Raw genomic sequence first — 25,255 nt, 5'->3', positions numbered from 1 at the left:
GGGGGAAGGGAAAGGGCCGCTGCTCAGGCTTCGTCAGGGACATCCTTGATGCGCGCCTGAAAGATGTCCTCGTAGCCGGAAATGAACTTTTCGAACAGTTCTCCGAATGCCTCGATCTCTTCCGGTTTCCAGTCTTTGACCACCTCGGAAACGAATGCGAACTTCTGCGCGCGTATCTCCGACAACAGCCGCTGTCCGAGTGGCGTCATCACGACGATGATCCGCCGCGCATCGGTCTGGGATGCCTTTCGCCGCAGAATATTACGTCCGACCATATCCGCGACGACGCGGCTTGCGCGCGACGGATCGATCCGCATCATCTCGGCGATCGTCCCGACCGTTACTTCACCGGCCTCTTGAGCGCGCCGCACGGCATCCAGTACGTCAAGGTGCGACAGCTCAAGGCCGGGCGCCACACTCTGGATGGCGAGCCGCCCGATCAGTCGGCGCCCGGTCATCAGGCGCATGCGGGTCATGCTTTGGCCAATACGCAGAATACCTGGGTCGTCGGTCGCAGCGTCTGGGTCGATCAGGTTCATCAAGCTCTCTTTCATTCCGGAAATATAGCATGTTCCATGTCAATTGAGAATATGCCAAAGTCAATAACGTGACATTGACAATTATATGCTAATAGCACATAACGTAGTCAACGCATCATCTGGAACGACGCTTCATGGATACTCAAATTGCCGCGGCGCCGCTTGTGACGGATCATCGTCGGCGGTTCATCCTCTTCCTTTTTCTAATGGCAGCCATGTTCATGGCGACACTCGACAACCAGATCGTCGCAACGGCTCTGCCGACAATCGTCGGTGAGTTCGGCCACCTCGAGCGGTTCAGCTGGGTCGGCTCGGCCTATCTGCTCGCCGTGAGCGCGGTGATGCCACTTTACGGCAAGCTCGGTGATCTCTTCGGCCGCAAGTATGTGATGATGGCCGCGATCATGATTTTCACCATCGGCTCCGCCGTCTGCGGACTGGCCATATCCATGAACACGCTGATTGCAGCCCGCGTGTTGCAGGGGCTTGGCGGAGGCGGCATCATGGTATCGATCTTCGCCGTCAACGCCGACCTGTTCGAGCCCCGCGAACGTGCGCGGTACCAAAGCTATTCCAGCCTTGTGCTGATGGCATCCGGTGCGATCGGGCCTGTCCTCGGTGGTGCGATGAGCGATCTCTTCGGTTGGCGGTCGATCTTCCTCGTCAACGTTCCGATTGGCTTCGTCGTCCTTGTCGGTCTGGTGCTCATGCTGCCTTACCGGAAGCCGAACCGCCGTCCGAAGATCGACTATGCCGGAGCCTTGCTGCTCGCCTTGACGACGGCAAGCATCGTGCTGGCTGCCGATGGCGCTCAGCTTTTCGGTTCGCTGGTGGCCCCGCAGAACCTTGTCATCATGACACTCGGCGTTGCTACAGTCATCGGATGGATTCTCGTCGAGCGTCGCGCCGCCGAGCCAATTGTTCCGCTGTCGCTGTTCCGCAATTCAACGTTCAGCCTGTTGCTTTTTATGTCGATCATGAGCGGCGCGATCGGCATTGGCATGGTCAATTATTTCGCGCTGTTCCTGCAGACGACGACTGGCCTTTCACCCTCGGCGGCCGGGGCGTTCTTCATTCTTTTGACCGGCGGCATCGTTTGCGGGTCGCTTTCTGCGGGCCGTATCATCTCCATCACCGGGCGTTACAAGCCGTTTGCCGTAGCAAGCCTGACCTGCAGTGCCATCGCATTCGTGCTGCTCACTCAGGTTCATGCGGGAACGCCGGTCCTGCTGATCGGAGCAGTGATGGCCCTCCACGGCTTCGGCGTTGGCCTTGCACAACAGGTGCCGGTCATCGGCGTTCAGAATGCGGCTCCAGCGCGCGACGTCGGCGCCGCAACAGGATCGGTGACGCTGTCGCGCATGGGTGGCGCATCGATTGCTATCTCGATTTACGGCGCGATAATTGGCTCACAGCTCGGCAAGACGGGACTGTCCATTCCCGGCGTAACTGACATCGAGCAGCTGACGCCGAAAATGCTGGCGGCTTTGCCGGAGTCCACACGTCAGGCGGTGGCCGACGCCTATGCCAATGCGTTCACACCGCTTTTCATGGCGTCCTGCGCGATCGCGCTCATTGGCCTTTGCGCCGCCTTGATGCTGAAACCGACGCAGCTGCCGCGCGCGGCCGAGGTGCGGCCGGCAGCCAGCACCGAAGCGGCGGAATAAATGCCGGTGGCGGGCTAAGGCCGCCACTTGCAAGACACCAAGCGTGGCGATACATCTGCAAACGCTCTAACGGGGTGCCCGTGCCCATTCGGTGCGCGGCTGAGAGGCTGAAAGCCAACCCGCGGAACCTGATCCGGCTAACACCGGCGGAGGGATTAGACGCGTGACATCTGGCACCGCCCTTTTCCCCTTCAAGCAAACCAGAGGAGAGGTGCCATGTTCAAATTCACAAGCTGTTTGCTGTTTGTCACGGCCTTTGTCGCGACTGCCGGCCTTGCCGGCCCAGGCGCGCGGGCGGCAGACAAGACGCTCACCGTCTACACCTATGAGAGCTTCACATCGGAATGGGGTCCGGGGCCGAAGGTCAAGGAAGCATTCGAGAAGACCTGCGGCTGCAGCGTCAATTTCGTCAGTGTGGCTGATGGCGTGGCGCTGCTGTCGCGCCTCAAGCTCGAAGGCGCTGGTACGAAGGCAGATGTCGTGCTCGGCCTGGACACGAACCTGACCACGGAAGCGAAGGCAACCGGCCTATTCGATGCGAGTGGTGTCGACGTCAGTGCACTCAACGTGCCCGGGGACTACAAGGACGATGTATTCGTGCCTTATGACTATGGCCACTTCGCCGTCATCTACGACACCCAGACGATCAAAAATCCTCCGCAGAGCATGAAGGATCTGGTCGAAGGCGACCCTTCGCAAAAGATCGTCATTGAGGACCCGCGCACCTCGACACCCGGGCTCGGTCTCTTGCTGTGGGTAAAGTCCGTCTACGGCGATAAGGCGCCTGAGGCTTGGGCAAAACTCAAAAAGCGGGTGTTGACGGTAACGCCCGGCTGGTCCGAGGCTTATGGACTTTTCACCAAGGGTGAGGCGCCCATGGTGCTCTCCTACACGACCTCGCCTGCCTACCACATGGTTGCGGAAAGTACGGACCGCTATCAGGCGGCTGCATTCTCAGAGGGCCACTACATACAGATCGAAGTGGCGGGCCTGCTTAAGAATGCGCCGGACAAAGAGCTTGCGCGCGATTTCTTGAAATTCATGGTGACGCCGGGCTTCCAGGACACCATTCCGACCAACAACTGGATGATGCCGGTTTCGGCGACGTCGCAACCGCTACCCGATGCGTTCGGCAAGCTCGTGAATCCGTCAAAGACCTTTCTGATGAGCTCGGAGGAAGTCGCGGAGAACCGCAAAGCCTGGATCGATGAGTGGCTGGCTGCGATGAGCATGAATTGATGCTTTTGACCAAGGCGGAGATGCGGCGGGCGATGTTGGGCGGGGCGCTAAGTCTTGCCGGTATTGCCGTTTTCGTCGGCCTTGCGGTCTTCGCCTTGCTTCTCTCGAGCGGCGTTTCGTCCATTCTGGCGGCGGTGCTTGAACCGTACATCCTGCGGGTCCTGCGTTTCACCTTGTTGCAGGCCTTGCTTTCGACGCTGCTATCGATCGCTTTTGCGATTCCCGTCGCTCAGGCCCTGGCGCGTCAGCAGCATTTCCCCGGACGCATGTGGATCATTCGGCTGATGGCTGTGCCGATGGGCCTTCCTGTTCTGATCGGGGCGCTCGGGTTGATCGGTATCTGGGGGCGGCAGGGCTTTATGAACGCGCTGCTGCTCAAGCTCGGCATGGCGGAACCGATCAGCATCTACGGGCTTTCCGGGATCCTGTTGGCGCATATCTTCTTTAACATGCCGCTGGCTTGCCGCTTGATGCTGGCGGCATTAGAGCGCGTGCCAGCGGAATACTGGCTGATGGCAAGTGGTCTCGGCATGCGGCCTGGCTCGATTTTCCGCTTCATTGAATGGCCGGTTCTGCGCTCGGTCATTCCCGGTATCGCCGGTCTGATCTTCATGCTGTGCGCCACGAGTTTCACGCTGGTGCTGACGCTGGGTGGTGGGCCAGCCGCGACGACCGTCGAGGTTGCGATCTATCAATCGCTGCGTTTTGATTTCGACCCTGGCCGGGCCGTCGTCCTTTCCCTGCTGCAGATTGTCCTTACATCGGTGATCCTTGGGGCGCTGTCGTTTCTTCCTGCGCCTGGGGATGAGGGGATGACGGCCGGCAAGGTTCTCAGGCGGCCGGATGGCGGGCTGCCGGGCGCACGGCTTGCGGATGGCGGCGTCCTGCTGCTCGCCGCCCTGTTCCTCGGTCTACCTTTGATGTCGGTGCTTCTGGCTGGCCTTCGGTCTGATCTCATGAAGCTCCTGCGCGAACCCATCTTCTGGCAGTCGGCTGCGACCAGCCTTGCCATCTCGTTCTCTGCGGCCATCCTCGCCTTGCTGATCGCGATGACGTTGGTGAGTGCGCGCCGGGCGGTGCTTCTCCGGCGCTCTGGGGCTACGGGTGCAGGAGCGTTCTTTGCCGCCATGGGTGGCGCGTCGTCATTGGTGTTGCTCGCGCCGCCGATCGTCCTTGCGACGGGCTGGTTCCTTGCGCTGAGAAGTTTCGGCGACGTGAGCGCCGTCGCTCCTCTGCTGATTGTCGCCATCAACGCCTTGATGTCTTTGCCCTTTGTGATGCGTGTCCTCGAGCCGGCTTTCATCGTTCATAAGCGCCGCACACAAAAACTTGCGGCGAGCCTCGGTGTCACGGGTTGGGTGCAACTACGTCTGATCGATATGCCAGCCCTGTTCAAGCCGGTGCTCACGGCATTTTCGTTTGCAATGGCGCTGTCGCTCGGCGATCTCGGCGCCGTCGCGCTGTTCGGTTCGGACAGTTTCGTCACGTTGCCTTGGCTCGTCTATAGTCGCATGGGTAGCTATCGGACGAACGATGCGGATGGGCTGGCATTGATCCTTGGCATGGTCTGCCTGCTGCTCACGATCGCCGGCACCATGGGTCCCGCGCGCCGGGAGGTGGCTGTCCATGGGTGATCCTCAGTTCGCGATCGAAATGCACGATGCCGGCCTCCAACTTGGCACGCAAGACTTTCACTTCGATTGCCGTCTTCCCGCCGGCGCCGTGATTGCCGTGACGGGTGCGTCCGGAGCCGGAAAGTCGACCTTCCTGAATTTGCTCGCCGGCTTCGACACGGCTGCCCAAGGGCGCGTTCTGATCGCAGGAAAAGATGTGACCGACGAGTACCCTGCGCGACGACCCGTCTCCCTCATCCTTCAGGACAACAATCTGTTTGCGCATCTCGATATTTTCACCAACATTGGCCTGGGTATCGAGCCAGCGATGAAACTCTCGACTGCCGATCGCCAATCGATCACGTCTTCGCTTGAAAAGGTAGGGCTTGCCGGTTTCGAGCGGAGAATGCCAGGGACGCTATCCGGCGGGGAGCGACAACGGGTGGCCTTCGCGCGCGCGCTTGTTCGCAATCGTCCGGTGCTCCTACTTGACGAGCCATTCGCGGCACTTGACCCCGGCTTGCGAATTGGAATGGCAGGGCTGCTGCTCGACATGCATCGCGAGACCGGCAATACCGTCGTCGTCGTTTCTCATGATCCGGATGAAGTCAAACGCATCGCAGATTTCGGCCTTTTTATCGAGGACGGCAGGATCGTCGTGGCGGCTCCGATTGATGAGTTTCTGGGCCGCGAGGATTACGCTGGATTGACGCAATTTCTCCATAGTTGACGAATCTGGCGGTCGCAACGGCACTTTCGCCATAATTTGAGGCGACCGAGGAGACTCCAAAGCACGTTAGGCTTGCTAAAATACAACGGCGCCACATTTAGTCAGAGTCTCGCTATGCAACCGATGCGGAAATCAGTTACAGCAAAGACTTGTGTCCCCGATTGTGCAGTGCAAGAGCGGGGACGGACGCCTGTTGAATCACCATGAGACCGACCGGGTCGCGGAAGCGGGCCGGCCGACAAGCAAGATGACTTGGAGAGCCAGACTGGACAGCATGACGACGTGGAAATTCCCCGCGCCTTCCAGTGATGTGCTCTCGTCTGCGTGCCGTCTGGCGCGACGAGTGTCGTTCGTGTGTGCGACGAGCGTGGCGCTGTACGGCTGCCAGTCCATCCTTGAACAATCCTACCAGCCGAGCGTTGCACCGTCCTCCAATCCGCAGATCGTCGATGAAGTGCAGAAGAACGATCCGCGCGCAGCCATGGGCGCCCGTGAGCATCCACGTATCGTTGCGAGCTATGGCGGTGAGTACAAGGATGCAAAGACCGAACGCCTAGTTGCCCGCATCGCGGGCGCACTGACGGCTGTTTCCGAGAATCCCAGCCAGTCCTATCGCATCACTATCCTGAACTCGCCGGCTATCAACGCCTTTGCACTGCCCGGCGGCTATCTCTATGTAACGCGCGGCTTGCTGGCGCTTGCCAACGACGCTTCCGAGGTCGCTGCGGTCCTCTCGCATGAGATGGGCCATGTCACGGCAAATCATGGCATCGAACGGCAGAAGCGCGAGGAAGCTGAGGTCATCGCCAGCCGCGTCGTGGCCGAGGTGCTGTCCAGCGATATTGCCGGAAAGCAGGCCCTGGCACGCGGCAAGCTCCGATTGGCTGCATTTTCGCGGCAACAAGAACTGCAGGCGGACGTGATCGGCGTGCGCATGCTCGGCGAAGCGGGCTACGATCCCTATGCGGCTGCGCGGTTCTTGGATTCGATGGCCGCCTACAGCCGCTTCATGTCGGTCGATCCCGAGGCGGATCAGAGCCTCGACTTCCTGTCCAGCCACCCGAATTCGGCGCAGCGCATCGAGCTTGCGCGCGACCATGCGCGTGCTTTTGGCCAGGAAGGCAAGGTTGGTGACACGGGCAGGGACTATTATCTCGATGGAATCGACGGCCTGCTATACGGTGACAGCCCGGAGGAAGGCTACGTCCGCGGCCAGACCTTCCTGCATGGCGGGCTTGGTATCCGCTTCGACGTACCGCCTGATTTCAAGATCGACAACAAGGTCGAGGCGGTCATGGCGACCGGCCCGGGCGATGTCGCGATCCGCTTCGATGGCGTCGCGGATAATCAGAGCCAGAGCCTGACCAACTATATCTCCAGCGGCTGGGTTACCGGCCTTGATCCGTCCACCATCCAGCAGGTCACGGTCAACGGGATGGAAGCCGCAACGGCGCGAGCGAGTGCAGATCGCTGGGACTTCGACGTCACCGTTATCCGCAACAATGCGCAAATCTTCCGGTTCCTGACGGCCGTGCCGAAGGGGAGCCCGACGCTGCAGCAGACGGCCGAGGTATTGCGGGCAAGCTTCCGCCGAATGACGCCGGAGGAGACTGCGTCGCTGAAGCCTTTGCGCGTCAGGGTAGTCAAAGTACGACCGGGCGAAAATATCACGACCCTTGCTGCGCGGATGATGGGCACGGATCGAAAGCTCGATCTCTTCAAGCTTATCAACGCCTTGCCGACAGGTGCCTCCGTTTCTCCGGGCGACCGCGTCAAGATTATCGCGGAATAAAAAGAGGCCCGGCTTTCACCGGGCCAGTTCCATCACTGGGGGAGTAAGCTCTTTCAGGCCGATGCGGCCATATAGGGGTCAGCGCTGACCAGCGCGCTGCGGAGTTTTTCCATTGCCCGGCTTTCGATTTGCCGGACGCGCTCCTTGGAAATACCGAGGTCGGCGCCGAGTTCCTCAAGCGTAGCGCCGTCTTCCGCGAGTCTGCGGGCGCTGATAATCTTCATTTCCCGCTCATTGAGGTGTTTCAGGGCAGACGCGAGCCAATTGCGTCGGCGCTCGCCGTCGATCATGTTTGATACCTGTTCGTCCGGGAGCGGCTCATCGCTAACGAGGAAATCCATCTTCTCGGCACTGTCGGCATCGCCTGAAACCGAGGGTGCTTGAAGCGAGGCGTCGTTGCTTGAAAGCCTTGCATCCATCGTCTGGACGTCGGAGAGGCTAACGCCGAGAGCGGCGGCGATTTCCTGGTGGATGGACTGGAGAGTGAGCTGTGTGTCACCCCTGGCGAGCTTGGCGCGCAGCCGACGAAGATTGAAGAAAAGGGCCTTCTGAGCAGAACTCGTACCGCCGCGGACAATCGACCAGTTGCGAAGGATGTAATCCTGGATGGATGCGCGGATCCACCAGCTTGCATAGGTGGAGAAGCGGACATCACGCTCGGGTTCGAAGCGTGCTGCGGCCTCCAGCAGCCCGACGTAGCCCTCCTGCACGAGGTCGCTCATCGGTAGACCGAAATTACGAAATTTTCCCGCCATTGAGATGACGAGACGCATGTGGGCCATGGCGATCTGATTGCGGGCGCCACGGTCATCATTGTTTTTCCAGCGGATTGCGAGATCGTGTTCCTCTTCGCGAGCAAGGTAGGGAGCCGCCATGGCGATTTTAATCATGCGCCGGTCTGCTGACATGTTCTTCATATCGGTCTCCTGAATTCAGGCGTCACGCCAAAAAAAGGGCAAAGAATGCTTGCTTCCGGACATTGCTGCCCAGACCAAATTCATGTCTTGAACGTATAAAGGCCCCGAACTCTGGACGTTTCCAGATGGGGCCCTAGCTTAGGGTTATGCGCCGGTAGTACGGCCGGGTAGGACCAGTTTCTTCAAGTTGCCGTATAGGCAGAACGTGGAAGGCATGATCCGCTCCTCATCGAACGTTTACAGGAATGCGAGCGTTCGAGGGTGATGTCAGTTCCCGACGCGGTCCGCAGCTACATGCCTAAAACGCGCCAGGATGGAAAAAGTTCCAAAAAAAACCCGGCGCGAGGCCGGGTTTTTTTCCCAGAAAAACAAGGAACTTATGCAGCTTCGTCCTGAGATTCGTCTTCTTCAATTGCCTTGCCGCGCTTCGGACCCTTGTTGAGGTTGGTCTCTACGAGACGGACGGCTTCGGTTTCCGACATCTTGTTCACGGCAGCGATTTCGCGTGCCATGCGGTCAAGCGCAGCCTCATAAAGCTGACGTTCGGAATAAGATTGTTCCGGCTGGTTTTCGGCGCGATAGAGATCGCGGACAACTTCAGCGATGGAAATGAGGTCGCCGGAATTGATCTTGGCATCATATTCCTGGGCGCGACGGGACCACATGGTACGCTTGACGCGCGCCTTGCCCTGCACAACCTTCAATGCACGCTCGACGAAATCGGTTTCGGAGAGCTTACGCATGCCGATGCTCATGGCCTTGGCGACCGGCACTTTCAGGCGCATCTTGTCCTTCTCGAAATCGATAACGAAAAGTTCAAGCTTCATGCCTGCTACTTCTTGCTCTTCGATGGCGCTGATGGTACCGACGCCGTGTGCGGGGTACACGATCGATTCACCGGTCTTGAAGCCGTGACGTGCGGAAGAAGGTTTTTTCTGCTGGGTCGTCATTCTATTCAAACACTCCCTGTTACGCTTCCGGCTGCAGCCGGAGCCGGGTCAGTCAGGCCCGGATGAGACGGTCGGATCCGTCGGGTGACTTACTTCTGGTCCCACCGGACAACAAACATATCCATGCGCACAAGCTTGGAACCTCACGGCTCAAGGCGTTGATATGTCACGGAAACCGCGTTTTTGGATTTGTTTTGCTTTCGTGGTGGTTTGGGCATGCTTCATGCCGCAAATGGATCAGTGTCAGAAAGCTATCACAAAAATATGAGGAAATCAATAATTTACTGCGCCTGAGTCATGCGCGCAACACATGACACCCATATGCCGCAGACACACTTCAAGCGTTTTCCAGCTCACTGAACCCGGTTTCAGACCTACCGGAGGATCAGTCGCCCGCTCCGGGCTTCTCCGAGAAATACTTCTCGAACTTGCCGGTTTCGCCATCCAGTTGCTTCGCTTCGGGCATGGCATCCTTCTTGACCGTGATGTTCGGCCAGATGCTGGCATACTCGGCGTTGATCTTGAGCCATTTGTCGAGGCCCGGCTCCGTGTCCGGCTTGATTGCCTCGGCGGGACATTCCGGCTCACAAACGCCACAGTCGATGCACTCGTCAGGATGAATGACGAGGAAGTTTTCGCCTTCGTAGAAGCAGTCGACGGGGCAGACTTCCACGCAGTCGGTATATTTGCAGCGAATGCAATTGTCGGTCACGACATAGGTCATGAAGAACTCCAGGACTTCCATACAATGGGGCCGGGCAACCTGGAACGTCGCGCCTTTCCCCCAACCGGAAAGGAAGCGGTGAGATGCTTGGGAGGCATTCACGCTATCCGGCAAGTTGATTGTGACGTATCGGCTTTGTCTGCGGATTTCAAGGATAAAGAAATCGCAGAACTCGGCAGTTCGGATAGAGTTTTCTAATCCTCGTCCGACATCAGCCTGTCGATTGCACGACGTTCCTTTTTTGTGGGTCGTCCCGCCCCTGTGGCCCGCGTTGCCTGCTCATAAGGTGTCAGGCGTTTTGTCTCGTCGGGCGGCGGCGTCTGATCCTCATAGAGGAGCCGGGCTTCCTCATAGGGGCCACGCCGCTCGCCGCGTGATTTGACGATGAGGACAACGTCCCGCCGCTCGAGTGCCAGCTCGACCTTGTCGCCCACCTTGACCGTTTGACTCGGCTGGAGGGCGCGCTCGCCATTGATCCGGACATGCCCGGATTGAATGTGGCTTTGTGCCAGCGAGCGCGACTTTACCATACGCGTGAAGAACAGCCACTTGTCGATGCGCTGCCGCGAACCGCTTCCTGGCTGTGTCTCCCCGCTCATCCGCTTACTTCTTCATCTGCTCCTTCAAGGCAGCGAGCTTCGCGAAAGGAGAATCCGGATCGATCGGCTTTTCCTTGCGCGGTGGCTTTGCCTCGAAGCGCAGTGGCTGTGGGCCGCCGCGATTGTTGTTGCGATCCTTGCGATCGCCACGGTCTTGACGGTCGCCGCGCTGTTCGTTGCGGTCGCCGCGTCCCTGATGTGGCTTGCCGCCATCCTTGCCGTGATGCTGGCGGTTGCCGTCTCGGCCCTCGCCATTTGCACCACCTTGGCGGCGATGATCAGATCCCCGTTCCTGGCCGCGATTGTTGCCACCGCGACGTTCGCCCGGGTTACGAGCCTGGCGCTGATTGTCCGTGCGGCCACCGAGGCGCCAGAGTAGAACCGGCTTCGGCTCCTCGGCTTCTTCGGGATTTGCCGCGACTGATTGTTCGGCCACCACTGCTTCAACAGCACCGGGGGCTTCCGAGGCGGCTTCCTCCGATGCGCTGTCGGCATCGTCGTGATCCGCCTTTTCTGCGCCATCCTCAACTGCAGTCTCGGTCGTCGGCGCTGCCGAGGCGTCCTGAGCCGACAGATGGGCTGCTGCCTCCTCCGCCTTGACGGCATCGGAGCGATAGCCGAGCCCCTTCAGGATCTCTTCCATGTCCTCGAGCGTTGCACCAAGGATCGAAAGCATAGCGGTCGTCGTCGTGAAGCGGCGGCCGTCATATGCTCCTTCGGGACGATTTGCCTGGCCCGGCTTCCACTGAAGCAGCGGGCGGATGATATCCGCCAGGCGCTCAAGGATATCGATGCGAACCGCACGCTTACCGAGGAATCGGAAGCCGGCCAGCTTGTAGAAGGTGCGCTCGAAACCCGGATCGGTGACGACCGAGGTGCGGCCGGCAGCCAGCACCGGAATGAGATCGCCATAACCCGGCTTGTCGAGGCCATCATTCTTCAACGCCCAAAGGAGCGTGATGAGCTCTGCAGGGGCGGGCTTCAGAAGGGCGGGGACGAAGATGTGGTAGGCACCGAAGCGGACACCGTAGCGGCGCATCGAAGCGCGGGCATCCTGATCCAGCGACTTTACTTCTTCGGTCACATCGCGCCGAAACAGTACGCCGAGGTTCTCGACGAGCTGAAATGCCAGGCCCTTTGCCAGGCCCTGCAGATCCTCTGCGCGGGACAGATCGTCAAGCGGCTTCAGAACCGTGCTGATATGATGATTTACGAAGCGCTCGATACGGGCGGTCACGTGGTCGCGGGCATTGCCGGTCAACTGTTCGTCGGCGAGAATAATGACGCGCGGGCGCATGACATGATCACTGCCTGCCAGGCGCGCCACCGGGTCGCCCAACCAGCGGATCGAACCGTCGGAGCTGATCGCGAGATCGCTATTGCCGGCCGCGTGGAGGCGAGCCGCACGCGCCTCGAATTCCAGAGCAAGCGCCTTTTGCGAAGCAGACTGAACAGCCTTGGCGTCCGGTCCCTCCGCTCCCGAAATGGGCGTGAACCGGAATCCCGACAACTGCCCCACATGATGTCCTTCAACGAAGACATCGCCATTTACACTGATTTCAGCTTCCAGCATCGCATTCTCTCTCAGGCGCTTCATGAGCACAGATGTCCTGCGATCAACAAAGCGTTTCGTCAACCTTTCATGTAACGCATCGGACAATCGATCTTCGATTTCCCGCGTCTTTTCCTGCCAGTGTGTCGGATCGGCAAGCCAATTGGGCCGATTCGATACATAGGTCCAAGTCCTTATCTGCGCGATTCGCGCCGAAAGCGTGTCAATCTCACCGTCCGTTCGATCCGCGCGATGTACCTGCTCGGCAAGGAAGTCCTCATTTACCGTGCCATAGCGGACGAGATCGGAAAAGAGGGTGGAGATGAGATCGGCGTGTTGGGCCGGCGCGATGCGCCGGTAGTCCGGAAGCGCGCAGGCTTCCCACAACTTCTCGACGCGCGCCGGATTGTTCGCAAGGTCGATGATCTCAGGATAGCGCGACAGGTGTTCCAGCGCTTGTTGATCAACGGCAGGCAGAGCGCGTGTCAGGCCGGAAACGGTAGGGCCGGTCTCAAGGCTCGCGCGCAGCGCGTGAATGGAGGCGAAGTCGAGGTTCTTTGAGCGCCATTGCAGCACTTTTACATTGTCGAATTCGTGACCTTCGATGCGTTCGACCAATTCCTCATCGAAGGGATCGACTTGGCCGGTGACGCCAAATGTCCCGTCGCGAACGTGTCGACCGGCGCGGCCGGCAATCTGCCCGAGTTCGGCAGGATTGAGATTACGGAACTGGTAGCCGTCGAATTTGCGGTCCTGCGCGAAGGCGACATGATCGACATCGAGATTGAGACCCATGCCGATCGCATCCGTCGCGACCAGATACTCCACGTCTCCAGCTTGGTAGAGCGCCACCTGCGCATTGCGGGTACGTGGACTAAGGGCTCCAAGGACGACGGCTGCCCCGCCTCGCTGCCTCCGGATCAACTCGGCGATCGCATAGACTTCATCCGCCGAGAAGGCGACGATCGCCGAACGTTGCGGCAGGCGTGTGATCTTCTTTTGTCCGGCGTAGAACAGCTGGGAAAGTCGCGGTCGCTCGACAACGGTAATGCCCGGAAGAAGCTGCTGTAAAATTGGACGCATAGTGCCGGCGCCGAGCAGCAGCGTCTCGTCGCGACCGCGCAGATGCAGGATACGGTCCGTAAAGATATGACCACGTTCCAGATCGCCCGCGAGCTGCACTTCGTCGATTGCGACAAAGGCCGCTTTCGTCTCGCGCGGCATCGCCTCAACCGTGCAGACCGAAAAGCGAGCGTTGGGAGGCGATATCTTCTCTTCGCCCGTTACCAGCGCAACATTCTGGATCCCGACCTTTTCGGCGACGCGTGTATAGACCTCGCGTGCCAGCAGCCGCAACGGTAGCCCGATCACGCCGGTGCCGTGCGCAACCATGCGCTCGATGGCATAATGCGTCTTGCCGGTATTGGTTGGCCCGAGCACCGCGGTTACTCCGCGCCCGCTCAGTATCATCGGCTGCGATGTCAGTGTCATGGTCCTGCAAGTGAGGCGAGGGTGCCCCAGGTCAAGTCAGCTCCTCTCCGAGAGCAGACAACACATGGACAGCCGTCGTCTCAAACGCAAGGGCTGATTTGAATTTACTCTGCGGTTTTCTGTTGCGCGAAAAGCTTGCAGATTGCTCGTTTTGCGATTCGGAACAGCTTGAGAACGAATCGGAGACGAATCGCTGACTCCGGCTGATTCAGTGTTTGTTCACGGCTAAGTATTGATTTTGAATCACTTTTTCCCACAAGATGCTGAATCTTGAAATTCGCCTCATACGTGCGGCCCAGATTTGCATCTAGGCTGTCAACGGCCTTTCGCCGAAAATCGACAATCGATCCAGCCCGCCCCGACACCCCCCTGATGCTAACGTTCCTGAGAGGAACCGGAAAATGCGGCTCGATCTGGTTTTTTCCACTCAAAGCGGAACAGCTGATACATATGGAACAAAAAACGGTGGTGTGTGTTTCTCGTCCATTCCAAGTGTAATGACGTTGAGGACTTGAACCATGCTTGGCACGATACTTCTGATTATCCTTATTCTGCTTTTGATCGGCGCCTTGCCGAATTGGGGCTATAGCCGGGGATGGGGCTATGGACCTTCGGGCGGTTTAGGGCTAGTTCTCGTGATTATTATTATTCTTGTGCTGCTTGGTCGCATCTAAGCGACGGAAAAAACTGGGAGATATGTCATGATGAAAAAGATTGTGCTCATTGGCGCCCTCGTTGGTGCGCTTGCCTCCTGCACGGCGACTGAACAGGGTACCGCGATCGGTGCCGGTACAGGCGCCATTATCGGTGGTGCTGTCAGCAACAGCTGGGGCGGCGCTGCCGTGGGCGCAGTTGCCGGTGGTCTTGCTGGCGCATTGATCGGCCAGTCCGTTGAGCGGCGTGGCTACTGCGTCTACAGGGATCGGTACGGCCGCCGCTACGAAGCACGTTGCCCACGCTACTAAAGCCCGGGCCAGCGCCTAGCAGCCTTATCATTTTGAGATCGAAAGCGCCGGTTTGAATCGGCGCTTTTTTGTTTGAACAGTGGTCGCGATGCGAACGTGCCGCCGACAAGAAAAGGCCGCGTCGTTTCCGAAGCGGCCATAGTTCTGAGCGCTGAAGCGGACGATCAGTCCTTTGCGCGCTCGACGTAGGAATTGTCTTCCGTCGCGATAACAACGCGCGTGCCGGCGTTGATGTGCGGCGGCACCATGGTGCGCACGCCGTTCGACAGCATTGCCGGCTTGTAGGACGACGAAGCCGTCTGGCCCTTAACGACCGGTTCGGTTTCCGTAATTTCGAGAGTCACGTGGCGCGGCAGCTCGAGGGCAAGCGGAACGCCTTCATGGATCGACAAAATGCAGGTCATGCCTTCCTGCAGATAGGCCTTCTGATCGCCCATCGTTTCATTGTCGACGACGACCTGGTCATAGGTCGCCGGGTTCATGAAGTGGAACCCTTCGCCATCTTCGTAGAGGTATTGGAAGTTCACGTCTTCAACGAAAGCGCGCTCCACCTGTTCGGTCGTACGCCAGCGCTCGGAGACCTTGACGCCATCGACGATACGACGCATGTCGACCTGGGTAACCGGCGTGCCCTTGCCCGGATGAAAGTTCTGGGCAGTCAGAACGACGTAGAGTTTGCCATCCACGTCGAGAACGTTGCCCTTGCGGACGGAAGAGGCGATGACCTTGACCATTAAGACTTCCTTGTAACTCGGCTTTTGGCGTCGTAGAGGACTGTCGATACAGCCCCGGAGACGCGAGTGATTGTTCTTTGGGGGCGCAACTAACCTAAAATCCGGCAAATAGCCAGCCCCAGCGTTGGACAGGTCGGTCAGGACAAATGCCGATGAATCCCTCGATCGCCAAAGTGTCGCCGTGGTGGACGCCGAGCGTGCATTTGGACCGCCGCCCGTTCCTGATTGGACGGAATGCGATCCAGTCTGCATTGCGCGGCTACTTCCTGAGCGAGGATTTTCTGGAGGTCGACACCGCAACGCTGCAGGTCTCGCCAGGCAACGAGGCGCACCTTCATGCGTTTGCCACTGAAGCATTGACGACCGACGGCCAGACGGCGGCGCCGCTTTACCTGCATACATCGCCTGAGTTTGCCTGCAAGAAACTGCTTTCGGCCGGAGAGCAGCGCATCGCCTGTTTCGCACACGTCTATCGCAATCGCGAGCGTGGACACTTGCATCATCCGGAATTCACGATGCTTGAGTGGTATCGTGTGGGCGAAAGCTATGAGAGCCTGATGATGGACTGCGTTCGCATTTTGGCGCTTGCTGCAGAAACTATGAAGACGGCACGGCTCACCTATAAAGGCAGTGACTGCGATCCGTTCGCGGGGCCGGACCGAATAAGCGTTGCCGCAGCTTTCGAACGCTATGCCGGCATCGATCTCCTGGCTTCCGTTTCCGCCGATGGTGCGACGGATCGGGCGCATCTCGCTGACCAGATGAAGCGGATCGGCATGCGTGTTGCGAACGATGATGGCTGGGCCGATCTGTTCAGCCGCGTCCTTGTCGAGAAGGTCGAGCCTCATTTGGGTTTCGGTCGAGTGACCATTCTTGACGAGTATCCGGTGTCGGAAGCAGCGTTGGCGCGCCCCTCCGCTCGTGATCCCCGTGTTGCCGAACGTTTCGAGGTCTATGCTTGCGGGGTCGAGCTTGCGAACGGCTTTGGCGAGCTTACCAATCCGGCGGAACAGCGCCGTCGCTTCGAGATCGAGATGTCTGAGAAGGCCCGCATCTACGGCGAAAGCTATCCTCTGGATGAGGATTTTCTGGACGCGCTTGCCATCATGCCCGAGGCAAGCGGGATCGCTCTCGGCTTCGATCGGTTGGTGATGCTGGCAACCGGCGCGTCGCGGATCGATCAGGTGATGTGGGCCCCGGTCGCGGAGTACGGCAGATGAACAGTATCGTGCCTATCAAGACCGTCGAGGGTCTGGAAAGCGCTGGGCTGCTGGGTCTGAGAGACCGGGACGCGTTGGCTGATGTAGCCGCACGCTACGCCATTGCATTGACGCCATCAGTCGCGCGCTTGATTGATCGCACGGACGCTGCAGACCCGATCGCCAGGCAATTCGTACCAGATGCGGCCGAGCTCAACGTCGTGCCCGAAGAGCGCGCGGACCCGATCGGCGACGAAGCCCATAGTCCCGTGCAGGGGATCGTTCATCGCTATCCCGATCGGGTACTGTTGAAGGCCGTGCATGTCTGCCCAGTCTACTGTCGCTTCTGCTTTCGCCGCGAGATGGTTGGCCCGCAAGGCTTGGGCATGCTCGACCCCGAGGCAATGATGGCAGCCTTTGCCTACATTCGAGACCATAAGGAAATCTGGGAGGTGATCCTGACGGGCGGCGATCCGTTGGTGCTGTCTCCGCGACGGTTGGAAGAAATTCTTCGCGAACTGGCATCGATCAATCACGTGAAGATCGTGCGGTTCCATACTCGCGTTCCCGTGGTGGATCCTTCAAGAGTTGATGCAGCCTTGATTGCAGCCCTGAGAGCGAGCGGTAAAACCGTCTACGTGGCGCTGCATGCCAATCATCCTCGCGAACTGACCGAAGAGGCACGCGCGGCGTGTGCCCGTCTGATCGATGCCGGAATTGTCATGGTCAGCCAATCGGTGCTCCTGAGGGGCGTCAATGATGATCCAGAAGTACTTGCAGAGTTGATGAAGGCCCTCGTCGAGACGCGTGTGAAGCCTTACTATCTGCACCATCCGGACCTCGCTCCTGGCACGAGCCATTTTCGGCTGACGATCGAAGAAGGGCAAAAGATCGTCGCCGCTTTGCGCGGCCGGATCTCCGGTCTTTGCCAACCCACCTACATACTCGACATACCGGGCGGCCATGGCAAGGCCGTCATCGGTGAGCAGTCGATCAGAGAGGCGGGCGAAGGCTGCTATTCTGTTTCGGATTATCGCGGTGCCGAGCACTTGTATCCGCCGGTCGCCTAGTGAAAACGGTGTTGTTCTTGAACAATGCGTCGCGAGACCTCTTCATGGCGCAAGAATATAAATCGTAGGCAAGATATTGAGATCCAACGTAAGTTCCACGTTCTCCCGTTTCTCCTATAAGAATTTAGGTGAGGTGCTTAGCTCACTTTAACTACGTCATTTAGGAGAATTTTGTCTTTTCCAGACTACGCCTATTCCGAGAACAAGGCAGTTTCGCCACTCGAGATATGATCATCTTGGAGAAGTCATAATGAATACTACGATCCGTGAGCTCCTGGTCAAATTCGGAAAGCTTCCCGTCTCTGTTGACCAAGTTGCCGACGATGCCGACCTCTATGCGGTGGGCCTAACTTCCTTCGCTTCCGTGCAGCTTATGCTTGCCATCGAAGAGGCATTTGATATCGAGTTTCCCGACAATCTCTTGAATCGCAAGTCCTTCGCCAGCATCGCGGCGATCGCGAAGACTGTCGACCAGATCAAAGATAGCCGGAAGGTCGCCTAAATGAACTTTCCGGTCAAAATCGCGGAAGAGGATCTTGCCTCCAGAGTCGCCCGCGTGTCAGCGATTGCGGCAAAGCATGCGGACTCCGTCGATTTTGATGGGAGGTTCCCGCACGAAGCCGTGGAGGCAATGAGGGCCGAGCGGTTGCTCGGAATTCAGATCCCACGCCATTTCGGGGGCGAAGGCGCGACGATCGCACAGATCGCCGAGCTGTGCTCGATGCTTGCGCAGGCGTGTTCGGCGGCTGCCATGGTCTTCGCCATGCACCACATCAAGCTCTGCAGTCTTGTCGAGCACGGCGCCGAGAGCGAATGGCATCGGGCCTTCATGCAACGCGTGGCGGCCGAGCAATTGCTGATCGCATCGGCGACGACTGAGGGCGGCATTGGCGGCAATCTCAGGAATAGCATCTGTGCGATCGAGGTGGAGGGTGATAGTTGCCGTCTCGACAAAGACGCGACCGTCATATCCTATGGCTCCTACGCCGATGCGATCATGATTACGTCGCGCGCCCATGCAAATGCGGCTTCCTCCGATCAGGTCCTGACTGTGTTCCTCAAGGAGCAGTACGCTCTGGAAAAGACCCACGCGTGGAACACGCTCGGCATGCGCGGTACGTGTTCGGATGGCTTCCTCTTCAAAGGCGAGGCCCCAGCTCGACAAATTCTGCCGAAGCCCTTCGCGGAGATCGCGGCTCAATCCATGCTGGCTTCATCGCACCTGCTTTGGAGCGGCGTGTGGTATGGCATCGCCGTCGATGCGGTGGGACGGGCGCAGGCGTTCGTGCGCGCTGCGGCGCGCAAGTCACCAGGGGCGCCACCGCCCGGAGCCCTGCGATTGGCCGAGGTCTCCAATTTGCTGCAAATGGTTCGCTCGAACGTCGTCGCCGGCCTGAAGGCCTACGAGGATGCCAAGAGCGACGCAGACAAGCTTTCCTCGATGGGCTTTGCCGTCACGATGAACAACGTGAAGATTGCCTCATCGGAAACGATTCTCGAAATCGTCAATCACGTGATGCTGATTTGCGGGATCATGGGCTACAAGAATGGCACGCCATTCAGCGTCGGCCGACATCTGCGCGATGCCCACTCCGCACAACTCATGATCTCGAACGACCGCATCCTCGGCAACACGTCGAGCATGCTTCTTGTCCACAAGCAGGACACTAGCCTATTGGGGTGACGACATGGACGTGCAGACAACGTTTTTAGACAGGCTTTTTGAATCGGGCCTCCTGATCGATACGGGCGTTGACGGTCTTTACGGGCGCAGCGGACAATTCGAAGATGTGATCGCCGCCTTCGAGCGCCTGATCGACAAGTTCGGCGGCGCCGACGGCGCTGAAGCGATGCGTTTTCCGCCCGGGATGAATCGCGCCTTCTTCGAGAAGAGCGGCTACATGAAGAGCTTCCCGCAGCTCGCCGGCACCGTTCACAGTTTCTGTGGCAGCGAGCTCGACCACGTCAGCCTCCTTCAATGCATGGAAGTGGGTGACGACTGGACGAAGGATCAGCAGGCGACTGACATCGTGTTGACTCCTGCGGCATGCTATCCGCTCTATCCGGCTGTTGCTCGCCGCGGCAAACTGCCGATGAGTGGCAGCCTCTTCGATCTGCAATCCTACTGCTTCCGCCATGAGCCTTCGCAAGATCCCGCGCGCCAGCAGCTCTTCCGCATGCGTGAATTTATTTGCATGGGTACCGAAGAGCACGTCACGGATTTCCGTCAACGCTGGATGGACCGCGGCGTCGAAATGATGAAGGCGGTCGGCCTCGATGTGGCCATCGATGTCGCGAACGATCCGTTCTTCGGCCGCGCCGGCAAAATGCTGGCTAACAATCAGCGCGATCAGAACCTGAAGTTCGAGCTGCTCATTCCGATCACCTCGGTTGCTAAGCCGACGGCCTGCATGAGCTTCAACTACCATCAGGATGCGTTCGGCACGAAATGGGGCCTTTATCTTGAAGACGGCAGCGTTGCGCATACCGCCTGCGTGGGCTTCGGGCTTGAACGCATCGCGCTCGCGCTGTTCCATCACCACGGACTCGAGGTCAAGCATTGGCCTTCCAAGGTGCGTCAAGCGCTGTGGGGCTGAACGAAACGATGAGAGCCGTCTTCCCACGGGTGCGCCCGGACGGCTATCAGCCGCATCCGCTGCACTCCAGCGAGCGCATGTGGCCTGAAACCAATTGCTACGTCGACCTTTGGATCGAAGTGCTGAACGCCGTCGGCGCTGCGCCGGAGGCGATGCTTGGCTTCACGCTCACCCAGGATTTCGAGGGCGATCAATTCACCTTCTTCAAGGTGCCCCTCGAGGATCTTGAGGCACTCTACGACATCCGCGTCACCGAACTTGCCATCTTCGACCGCGTCGAACGGCACGTTGAGGTGCAGATTGCACGCGGGCGTCTTTGCCTGATCGAGATGGATTCGTTCTATATGCCCGATACGCAGGGCACTGCCTACGGGACCGAGCATGGCAAGACCACCGTCGCAATCAACAGGCTCGACTTCGCCGGCAAGCGCATCGAGTATTTTCACAACGGCGGTTACTTTCAGCTCGAGGGCGAAGACTTCGATGGGCTGTTCCAGCTCAACGTGAAGCCACAAGATCCCTCGTTCCTTCCATATACGGAGTTTGCAAAGTTTCCCGCCCCTATTCCTGATGCTGTGCATGTCAGCACCACCGCGCGCAAACTTCTTGAACGTCACTTCGGTCGCCGGCCGGTCTCGAATCCTATTCGGGCCTTCGCCGAAGTGTTTCCGCAGCAGGTGGAAGCGGTCGCAGAGCGGCCGTTTGGTTTCTTTCACAAGTACGCGTTCAACACATTGCGCCAGTTTGGTGCCAATTTCGAACTTGCCGGTGATCATCTGGCTTGGCTCTCTACCAATGAATTTTCGTCCGCCATCGCTGATGCGCGCAGGATTTCCGAAATTGCAAAGTCGGTGCAGTTCCAGCTCGCCCGGGCTGTGACGCGGAAGAAATATGATCCACTGCGCACAGCGCTTGATCCGGCAGCCGATGCATGGGATTCCATGATGGCTTCGCTCAAGGAGCGCTTGTGAAGCCGGGAGTCTAAGCATGCGGGGACGGTTGGCGAGTGTAGGCGCGGAGGAAACTCTGCTCGCCGAAGGCTGGAATCTGGTTCTGACGGAGCCGGACGCTTGCGCAACCCCTCATGACATTCCCTTATCCGCACAATTCATCGCCGCCGAAGTGCCGGGAACTGTCGCCGCGGCCTTGGAAAAGGCGGGGCGCTTCGATCGCGAGAATCCGGAGCCGCTCGATACCCGCGACGCGTGGTATCTCTGCCGGCTTTTTGACGCGGAGCCCGGCGACGCGATCCTGCGCTTCGAGGGGTTGGCAACGCTGTGTCATGTCTTCCTCAATGGCCAGGAAATTCTGTCGTCGGAAAGCATGTTCACCATGCACGAGATACCGGTGACGCTCTCGGGCGGCGATGAGTTGGCACTTTGCTTCCGAGCCCTTGCGCCAAAGCTGGCCGAATCCGGCCCTCGCGCCCGCTGGCGTCCGCAGATGATCACGCCGCAAGGCTTGAAGAACGTTCGCACGACGTTGCTTGGACGGATGCCGGGCTGGTGCCCTGAAATTCATGCGGTTGGGCCGTGGCGTGCCGTCACGCTCGTGCGCCGCGATGTCGTTTCGATCGACAATGTCACTGTCCGTGCCGTGCTTGAGGCGGACGGTACCGGGCGGTTGAGCGTTTCGCTTCACACGAATGTCGACAATCCGGATTTGATGCTTCGTTGTGGAGAGATCGAGCAGGCCTTCGAAAGGATCGGAGACAGCCACTACTCGGCAATCCTGAAGTTGAAGGACGTCGATCTCTGGTGGCCGCACACCCACGGTGCGCCTCACCTTTATGATTACTCGATTGTCATAGACGGCGTTGCGCATCATGCAGGGCGAACAGGTTTTCGGCGGATCGACGTTGATCGCGGATCGCACGGAGATGATTTTGCGCTGTTGATAAACGGCGAAAGCATCTTCTGCCGTGGTGCTGTCTGGACGACCGCCGATATCGTTCGGCTGCCGGGCGGCCGGTCGAACTACGAGCCGTTCTTGCGCCTGGCCGCGGAGGCGGGCATGAACATGATCCGCATTGGCGGGACGATGGCCTATGAGACACCGGAGTTCTTTCAGCTCTGTGACGAACTCGGCCTGCTTGTCTGGCAGGACTTCATGTTCGCCAATTTCGACTATCCGAAGAACGACAAAGCTCTGACGGCGCATGTCCACGCGGAGGTTGAGGAACTCCTGCAGGCCGTCCAGGGATGCCCGTCGCTCGCGGTATTGTGCGGCGGCAGCGAAATCTACCAGCAGGCGGCGATGCTTGGATTGCCGCGTGAATATTGGGCTGGTCCGATCACGGAGGAGATTATTCCGGCGATTGCCGGACGCATGCGGCCCGACGTCCCGTATGTGCCAAATTCACCTTCGGGCGGCGCGATGCCGTTTTCTGCGAACACGGGCGTTACCCATTACTACGGCGTCGGCGCCTATATGCGACCGCTTGACGACGCGCGCCGAGCCAATGTTCGCTTCGCGGCCGAGAGCCTGGCTTTCGCTCATGTGCCACAGCAGCGAACGCTGCAACGCCATCTGGATGTTCCGCCGGTCCACAGTCCGCTATGGAAATCGCGTGTTCCCCGCGACCGCGGCGCGTCATGGGATTTCGAGGACGTAAGGGATTTCTATCTGGCAGAACTCTATCGCGAGGATCCGGCGCGGCTTCGTCGTGAAGATCGCGAGCGGTACCTCGATCTTTCCCGCGTCGTTACGGGCGAAGTTGTGGAAGCAACCTTCGCAGAATGGCGCCGCAATGGGTCGACATGCAACGGCGCATTGGTCTGGACCCTGCAGGATCTGATGCCTGGTGCCGGTTGGGGTGTGGTCGATTCAACCGGCGAGCCGAAGCCCGTCTGGTACGCGCTACGCCGCGCGTTCCGGCCAGTACAGGTTGTCGTCACCGACGAAGGGACGAACGGCCTCGATATTCACGTGTTGAACGAGACCGAGAACGCTCTCCAGCTTGATCTCGAGCTTGTTTGCCTGCGGCACGGCAGGCAGCATGCCGTCAGCGGTGGTCGCATTCTGACTTTGGCGCCGAGAAGTCGCGAGACCTTTGCCGCCACCGACCTCTTTGGCGCATTTTTCGACACGACCTACGCCTTCCGCTTCGGCCCACCCTCTCACGACGTCACCGTTGCTCGCTTGCGTCTGCCGGATGGTGGTCCTGTGGTCGCCGACGCCTTCCATTTTCCGTTGGGGCGCTCGAAGGCTTTCCACGATGCCGAAATCCAGGTGGCGGTGACGCGACAGGACAATGCGTGGGGCCTCGATATCGCAGTCGACAGGTTCGCGCAGTCCGTCCACGTCAGTGTCGATGGCTATCGACCGGACGACGACTGGTTTCATCTTGCCCCCGGCGGCGCCAAACGCGTCCGGTTGCTTCCGCTATCGGGGTCGGCGGATGGGGATGCTCCTTCCGGCGAGGTAACAAGCCTTGGCAACTCGCGAGCCGTCTCATTTTAGAGCCCCAACCCATTGCGGCATCGGCAGGCGTCTGAAATATCGCTCAGAAGGCCTTGAAGGTTAGCGTTGTCAGCGAACGCACGATGCCAGGTATGTTGGCGATGTTATCATTGATGAACTTGCCAATATCCTGCCCTTCTTCGATGTAGACCTTGAGCAGAAGATCATAGTCGCCGCTGGTCGAATAGAGTTCCGACGCGCGCTCTGTCTGGTAAATGGCGTCGGCGACCTCGTAGGTCTTGCCGGGTGCGCATTGGAGCTGAACGAAAATTGGCTTCATCGAAGTTTCCTGCATCATATTCTGGTTCGGCGCATAATGATCGAAAGCGCCATGTCGGCGCAAGCTGTTCCGTTAGATGGCGGCTTCTCGAACGATCCAGCGGCGAAATGCTTCCAAAGGCGCGTAGTCGGCCCGTTCTGTCGGATAGGCAAGATAGTAGCGCTCGCTGCTTTCCATTTCGCGATCGACGGCTGCAATCAGGTCGCCGCGCTTCAGCTCGTCGTAGATGAGAAAGGTCGGCAGCAGCGCAACGCCGAGACCCGCCATCGCCGCTTGGGCGGCGGTCGCGAACTGGTCGAAGAGCATGCCGTGTACGGTCTGAAAATTCACGCCATTGTCGGCGAACCAGCGCTCCCAGGCATCCGGCCGCGTCGTCAGATGCAGCAGTGGAACGTCGAGCAAATCTTGGGCCGTGCTGATCGCGTGCCGGCTGCGGAACTCGGGACTGCAGGCCGGGACGGTCTTCTCCGACATCAGAAATGTCAGCTCTGCGCCAGGCCAATGCGGATGACCGAAGTGAATGGCCGCGTCGATCGAATCGAGCCGGAAGTCAAAGGGCGACAGCCGGGTGACGAGATTGATCGTCACCCCCGGATTGGCGGCGAGGAAGCTTCCCAGCCGGGGTGCCAGCCATCGCGTCCCGAACGTCGGAAGAATGGCCAGATTGAGCGTACCGCCATGCGGATTGGCGCGGAGGTTCAGCGACGCGCTCGAAATGCGTCGCAGTGCCTCGCGGATCTCGCGCGCATAGGCGTCACCGGCGAGGGTTAACCGCACGGTCTGGCGCTCCCGCACGAACAGCTCGACGCCGAGTTGCTCTTCCAGCGCCTTGATTTGGCGGCTGACGGCGCTCTGGGTGAGGTCGAGCTCACGAGCGGCTGCCGTCACACTGCCGGTGCGGGAGACGGATTCGAATGCGACAAGCAGGGATGTCGACGGCAGAAAGCGTCGCGATGGCAGCATCCATCATTCCATTTCAGAATAAGCTATTTCCTAAATGTCGATATTTACGGTCTATCTGGCTTTGTAAAGTAATCCATCTGACAGAATCGGAATGAACTGGAAACGCAATCGATCTGCTGGGCTCGCCGTCCCGGGCTGCGATCGTTAGCCTGATCAGCGGTTTTACTAGCAA

Annotated in this window: 23 protein-coding genes and 1 riboswitch; of the genes, 14 read left to right on the top strand and 9 right to left on the bottom strand. The window is 59.0% G+C overall.

Translation table 11 applies throughout. The features are described 5' to 3' along the window. Positions 1–23: 23 nt before the first annotated feature. Complete coding sequence (locus K9B32_RS11640; RefSeq protein ID WP_411969701.1) at positions 24–554, bottom strand: MarR family winged helix-turn-helix transcriptional regulator; 531 nt, start codon at positions 552–554, stop codon at positions 24–26. A gap of 119 nt (positions 555–673) precedes the next feature. Between K9B32_RS11640 and K9B32_RS11635 the strand changes: the two genes are divergently transcribed. The 5 genes from K9B32_RS11635 (at position 674) to K9B32_RS11615 (ending at position 7,580) form a co-directional block, all read left to right on the top strand. Further along, complete coding sequence (locus K9B32_RS11635) at positions 674–2,206, top strand: MDR family MFS transporter (RefSeq protein ID WP_224562058.1); 1,533 nt, start codon at positions 674–676, stop codon at positions 2,204–2,206. 60 nt (positions 2,207–2,266) lie between these two features. Beyond that, a riboswitch (TPP riboswitch) is annotated at positions 2,267–2,378 on the top strand. Between the two features lie 44 nt (positions 2,379–2,422). Continuing rightward, the gene (gene thiB, locus K9B32_RS11630; protein WP_224562056.1) at positions 2,423–3,445 is read left to right on the top strand and encodes a thiamine ABC transporter substrate binding subunit; all 1,023 of its coding nucleotides are present in this window, start codon (positions 2,423–2,425) and stop codon (positions 3,443–3,445) included. Next, positions 3,445–5,079: a thiamine/thiamine pyrophosphate ABC transporter permease ThiP gene (gene thiP / locus K9B32_RS11625; protein WP_224562054.1), complete on the top strand. Its 1,635-nt coding sequence runs from the start codon at positions 3,445–3,447 to the stop codon at positions 5,077–5,079. The genes thiB and thiP overlap by 1 nt, the downstream gene beginning before the upstream one ends. Next, positions 5,072–5,788 (top strand): ATP-binding cassette domain-containing protein, encoded by a 717-nt coding sequence (locus K9B32_RS11620; protein WP_224562051.1) that lies wholly within the window; start codon positions 5,072–5,074, stop codon positions 5,786–5,788. The genes thiP and K9B32_RS11620 overlap by 8 nt, the downstream gene beginning before the upstream one ends. 247 nt (positions 5,789–6,035) lie before the next feature. Then, entirely contained in the window at positions 6,036–7,580 is a 1,545-nt protein-coding gene (locus K9B32_RS11615; protein ID WP_224562049.1) for a M48 family metalloprotease, read from the top strand. A gap of 53 nt (positions 7,581–7,633) precedes the next feature. On the opposite strand, the gene K9B32_RS11610 is transcribed toward K9B32_RS11615, so the two are convergent. From K9B32_RS11610 to K9B32_RS11590, 5 genes are all read right to left on the bottom strand, one after another. After that, on the bottom strand, positions 7,634–8,497 hold the full coding sequence (locus K9B32_RS11610; protein ID WP_007528357.1) for an RNA polymerase factor sigma-32: 864 nt from the start codon (positions 8,495–8,497) through the stop codon (positions 7,634–7,636). Between the two features lie 377 nt (positions 8,498–8,874). Further along, complete coding sequence (locus K9B32_RS11605; RefSeq protein WP_007528356.1) at positions 8,875–9,447, bottom strand: CarD family transcriptional regulator; 573 nt, start codon at positions 9,445–9,447, stop codon at positions 8,875–8,877. Positions 9,448–9,832: 385 nt separating this feature from the next. Continuing rightward, positions 9,833–10,171, bottom strand: coding sequence for a ferredoxin FdxA (fdxA, locus tag K9B32_RS11600; RefSeq protein WP_224562047.1), 339 nt, complete (start codon positions 10,169–10,171; stop codon positions 9,833–9,835). A 194-nt stretch (positions 10,172–10,365) separates the two neighbouring features. After that, a complete protein-coding gene (locus K9B32_RS11595; RefSeq protein WP_224562045.1) occupies positions 10,366–10,770 on the bottom strand; it encodes an RNA-binding S4 domain-containing protein in 405 nt (134 codons plus the stop codon). Positions 10,771–10,774: 4 nt separating this feature from the next. Further along, complete coding sequence (locus K9B32_RS11590; RefSeq protein ID WP_224562043.1) at positions 10,775–13,813, bottom strand: helicase-related protein; 3,039 nt, start codon at positions 13,811–13,813, stop codon at positions 10,775–10,777. A gap of 518 nt (positions 13,814–14,331) precedes the next feature. Here K9B32_RS11590 and K9B32_RS11585 point away from each other — a divergent pair. Together K9B32_RS11585 and K9B32_RS11580 are read left to right on the top strand one after the other, a co-directional pair. After that, complete coding sequence (locus K9B32_RS11585; protein ID WP_007794620.1) at positions 14,332–14,487, top strand: DUF3309 family protein; 156 nt, start codon at positions 14,332–14,334, stop codon at positions 14,485–14,487. A gap of 27 nt (positions 14,488–14,514) precedes the next feature. Then, positions 14,515–14,778, top strand: a complete 264-nt coding sequence (locus tag K9B32_RS11580) for a YMGG-like glycine zipper-containing protein (RefSeq protein WP_007794616.1) — start codon at positions 14,515–14,517, stop codon at positions 14,776–14,778. Positions 14,779–14,942: 164 nt separating this feature from the next. Here the strand turns inward: K9B32_RS11580 and efp are convergent, their stop codons facing one another. Next, complete coding sequence (efp, locus tag K9B32_RS11575) at positions 14,943–15,512, bottom strand: elongation factor P (RefSeq protein ID WP_007794613.1); 570 nt, start codon at positions 15,510–15,512, stop codon at positions 14,943–14,945. Positions 15,513–15,664: 152 nt separating this feature from the next. On the opposite strand from efp, the gene epmA reads away from it, so the two are divergent. From epmA to K9B32_RS11540, 7 genes are all read left to right on the top strand, one after another. Beyond that, positions 15,665–16,732: an EF-P lysine aminoacylase EpmA gene (gene epmA / locus K9B32_RS11570; protein ID WP_224562042.1), complete on the top strand. Its 1,068-nt coding sequence runs from the start codon at positions 15,665–15,667 to the stop codon at positions 16,730–16,732. After that, the gene (locus tag K9B32_RS11565) at positions 16,729–17,781 is read left to right on the top strand and encodes a lysine-2,3-aminomutase-like protein (protein WP_224562040.1); all 1,053 of its coding nucleotides are present in this window, start codon (positions 16,729–16,731) and stop codon (positions 17,779–17,781) included. The genes epmA and K9B32_RS11565 overlap by 4 nt, the downstream gene beginning before the upstream one ends. A 250-nt stretch (positions 17,782–18,031) precedes the next feature. Next, positions 18,032–18,283: an acyl carrier protein gene (locus tag K9B32_RS11560; RefSeq protein ID WP_224562038.1), complete on the top strand. Its 252-nt coding sequence runs from the start codon at positions 18,032–18,034 to the stop codon at positions 18,281–18,283. Then, positions 18,284–19,465 carry an acyl-CoA dehydrogenase family protein gene (locus K9B32_RS11555; RefSeq protein WP_224562036.1) on the top strand — a complete coding sequence of 394 codons (1,182 nt, stop codon included), beginning with the start codon at positions 18,284–18,286 and terminating at the stop codon, positions 19,463–19,465. A gap of 4 nt (positions 19,466–19,469) precedes the next feature. Next, positions 19,470–20,378: an amino acid--[acyl-carrier-protein] ligase gene (locus K9B32_RS11550; RefSeq protein ID WP_224562034.1), complete on the top strand. Its 909-nt coding sequence runs from the start codon at positions 19,470–19,472 to the stop codon at positions 20,376–20,378. A gap of 8 nt (positions 20,379–20,386) precedes the next feature. Further along, positions 20,387–21,349: a DUF1839 family protein gene (locus K9B32_RS11545; RefSeq protein ID WP_224562032.1), complete on the top strand. Its 963-nt coding sequence runs from the start codon at positions 20,387–20,389 to the stop codon at positions 21,347–21,349. Between the two features lie 16 nt (positions 21,350–21,365). Beyond that, positions 21,366–23,840: a glycoside hydrolase family 2 protein gene (locus tag K9B32_RS11540; protein WP_224562029.1), complete on the top strand. Its 2,475-nt coding sequence runs from the start codon at positions 21,366–21,368 to the stop codon at positions 23,838–23,840. Between the two features lie 43 nt (positions 23,841–23,883). Here K9B32_RS11540 and K9B32_RS11535 read toward each other — a convergent pair whose 3' ends face one another. Further along, complete coding sequence (locus K9B32_RS11535) at positions 23,884–24,120, bottom strand: Lrp/AsnC ligand binding domain-containing protein (RefSeq protein ID WP_007794587.1); 237 nt, start codon at positions 24,118–24,120, stop codon at positions 23,884–23,886. A 72-nt stretch (positions 24,121–24,192) separates the two neighbouring features. Beyond that, complete coding sequence (locus K9B32_RS11530; protein WP_224562027.1) at positions 24,193–25,083, bottom strand: LysR family transcriptional regulator; 891 nt, start codon at positions 25,081–25,083, stop codon at positions 24,193–24,195. Positions 25,084–25,255 lie beyond the last annotated feature (172 nt).

It is taken from the genome of Rhizobium sp. 3T7, from assembly GCF_020166565.1.
Lineage (GTDB): Bacteria > Pseudomonadota > Alphaproteobacteria > Rhizobiales > Rhizobiaceae > Rhizobium.
Note: the sequence above shows the minus strand (reverse complement) of the source record. Positions and strands in the feature narration are given on the sequence as shown.

Coding starts and splice junctions, on each gene's coding strand:
- efp (WP_007794613.1), bottom strand. CDS start 15,512: ATGGTCAAGGTCATCGCCTCTTCCGTCCGCAAGGGCAACGTTCTCGAC.
- thiB (WP_224562056.1), top strand. CDS start 2,423: ATGTTCAAATTCACAAGCTGTTTGCTGTTTGTCACGGCCTTTGTCGCG.
- K9B32_RS11545 (WP_224562032.1), top strand. CDS start 20,387: ATGAGAGCCGTCTTCCCACGGGTGCGCCCGGACGGCTATCAGCCGCAT.
- thiP (WP_224562054.1), top strand. CDS start 3,445: ATGCTTTTGACCAAGGCGGAGATGCGGCGGGCGATGTTGGGCGGGGCG.
- K9B32_RS11620 (WP_224562051.1), top strand. CDS start 5,072: ATGGGTGATCCTCAGTTCGCGATCGAAATGCACGATGCCGGCCTCCAA.
- K9B32_RS11535 (WP_007794587.1), bottom strand. CDS start 24,120: ATGAAGCCAATTTTCGTTCAGCTCCAATGCGCACCCGGCAAGACCTAC.
- fdxA (WP_224562047.1), bottom strand. CDS start 10,171: ATGACCTATGTCGTGACCGACAATTGCATTCGCTGCAAATATACCGAC.
- epmA (WP_224562042.1), top strand. CDS start 15,665: ATGAATCCCTCGATCGCCAAAGTGTCGCCGTGGTGGACGCCGAGCGTG.
- K9B32_RS11530 (WP_224562027.1), bottom strand. CDS start 25,083: ATGCTGCCATCGCGACGCTTTCTGCCGTCGACATCCCTGCTTGTCGCA.
- K9B32_RS11640 (WP_411969701.1), bottom strand. CDS start 554: ATGAAAGAGAGCTTGATGAACCTGATCGACCCAGACGCTGCGACCGAC.
- K9B32_RS11615 (WP_224562049.1), top strand. CDS start 6,036: ATGACTTGGAGAGCCAGACTGGACAGCATGACGACGTGGAAATTCCCC.
- K9B32_RS11610 (WP_007528357.1), bottom strand. CDS start 8,497: ATGAAGAACATGTCAGCAGACCGGCGCATGATTAAAATCGCCATGGCG.
- K9B32_RS11635 (WP_224562058.1), top strand. CDS start 674: ATGGATACTCAAATTGCCGCGGCGCCGCTTGTGACGGATCATCGTCGG.
- K9B32_RS11590 (WP_224562043.1), bottom strand. CDS start 13,813: ATGACACTGACATCGCAGCCGATGATACTGAGCGGGCGCGGAGTAACC.
- K9B32_RS11555 (WP_224562036.1), top strand. CDS start 18,284: ATGAACTTTCCGGTCAAAATCGCGGAAGAGGATCTTGCCTCCAGAGTC.
- K9B32_RS11565 (WP_224562040.1), top strand. CDS start 16,729: ATGAACAGTATCGTGCCTATCAAGACCGTCGAGGGTCTGGAAAGCGCT.
- K9B32_RS11550 (WP_224562034.1), top strand. CDS start 19,470: ATGGACGTGCAGACAACGTTTTTAGACAGGCTTTTTGAATCGGGCCTC.
- K9B32_RS11540 (WP_224562029.1), top strand. CDS start 21,366: ATGCGGGGACGGTTGGCGAGTGTAGGCGCGGAGGAAACTCTGCTCGCC.
- K9B32_RS11585 (WP_007794620.1), top strand. CDS start 14,332: ATGCTTGGCACGATACTTCTGATTATCCTTATTCTGCTTTTGATCGGC.
- K9B32_RS11595 (WP_224562045.1), bottom strand. CDS start 10,770: ATGAGCGGGGAGACACAGCCAGGAAGCGGTTCGCGGCAGCGCATCGAC.
- K9B32_RS11580 (WP_007794616.1), top strand. CDS start 14,515: ATGATGAAAAAGATTGTGCTCATTGGCGCCCTCGTTGGTGCGCTTGCC.
- K9B32_RS11560 (WP_224562038.1), top strand. CDS start 18,032: ATGAATACTACGATCCGTGAGCTCCTGGTCAAATTCGGAAAGCTTCCC.
- K9B32_RS11605 (WP_007528356.1), bottom strand. CDS start 9,447: ATGACGACCCAGCAGAAAAAACCTTCTTCCGCACGTCACGGCTTCAAG.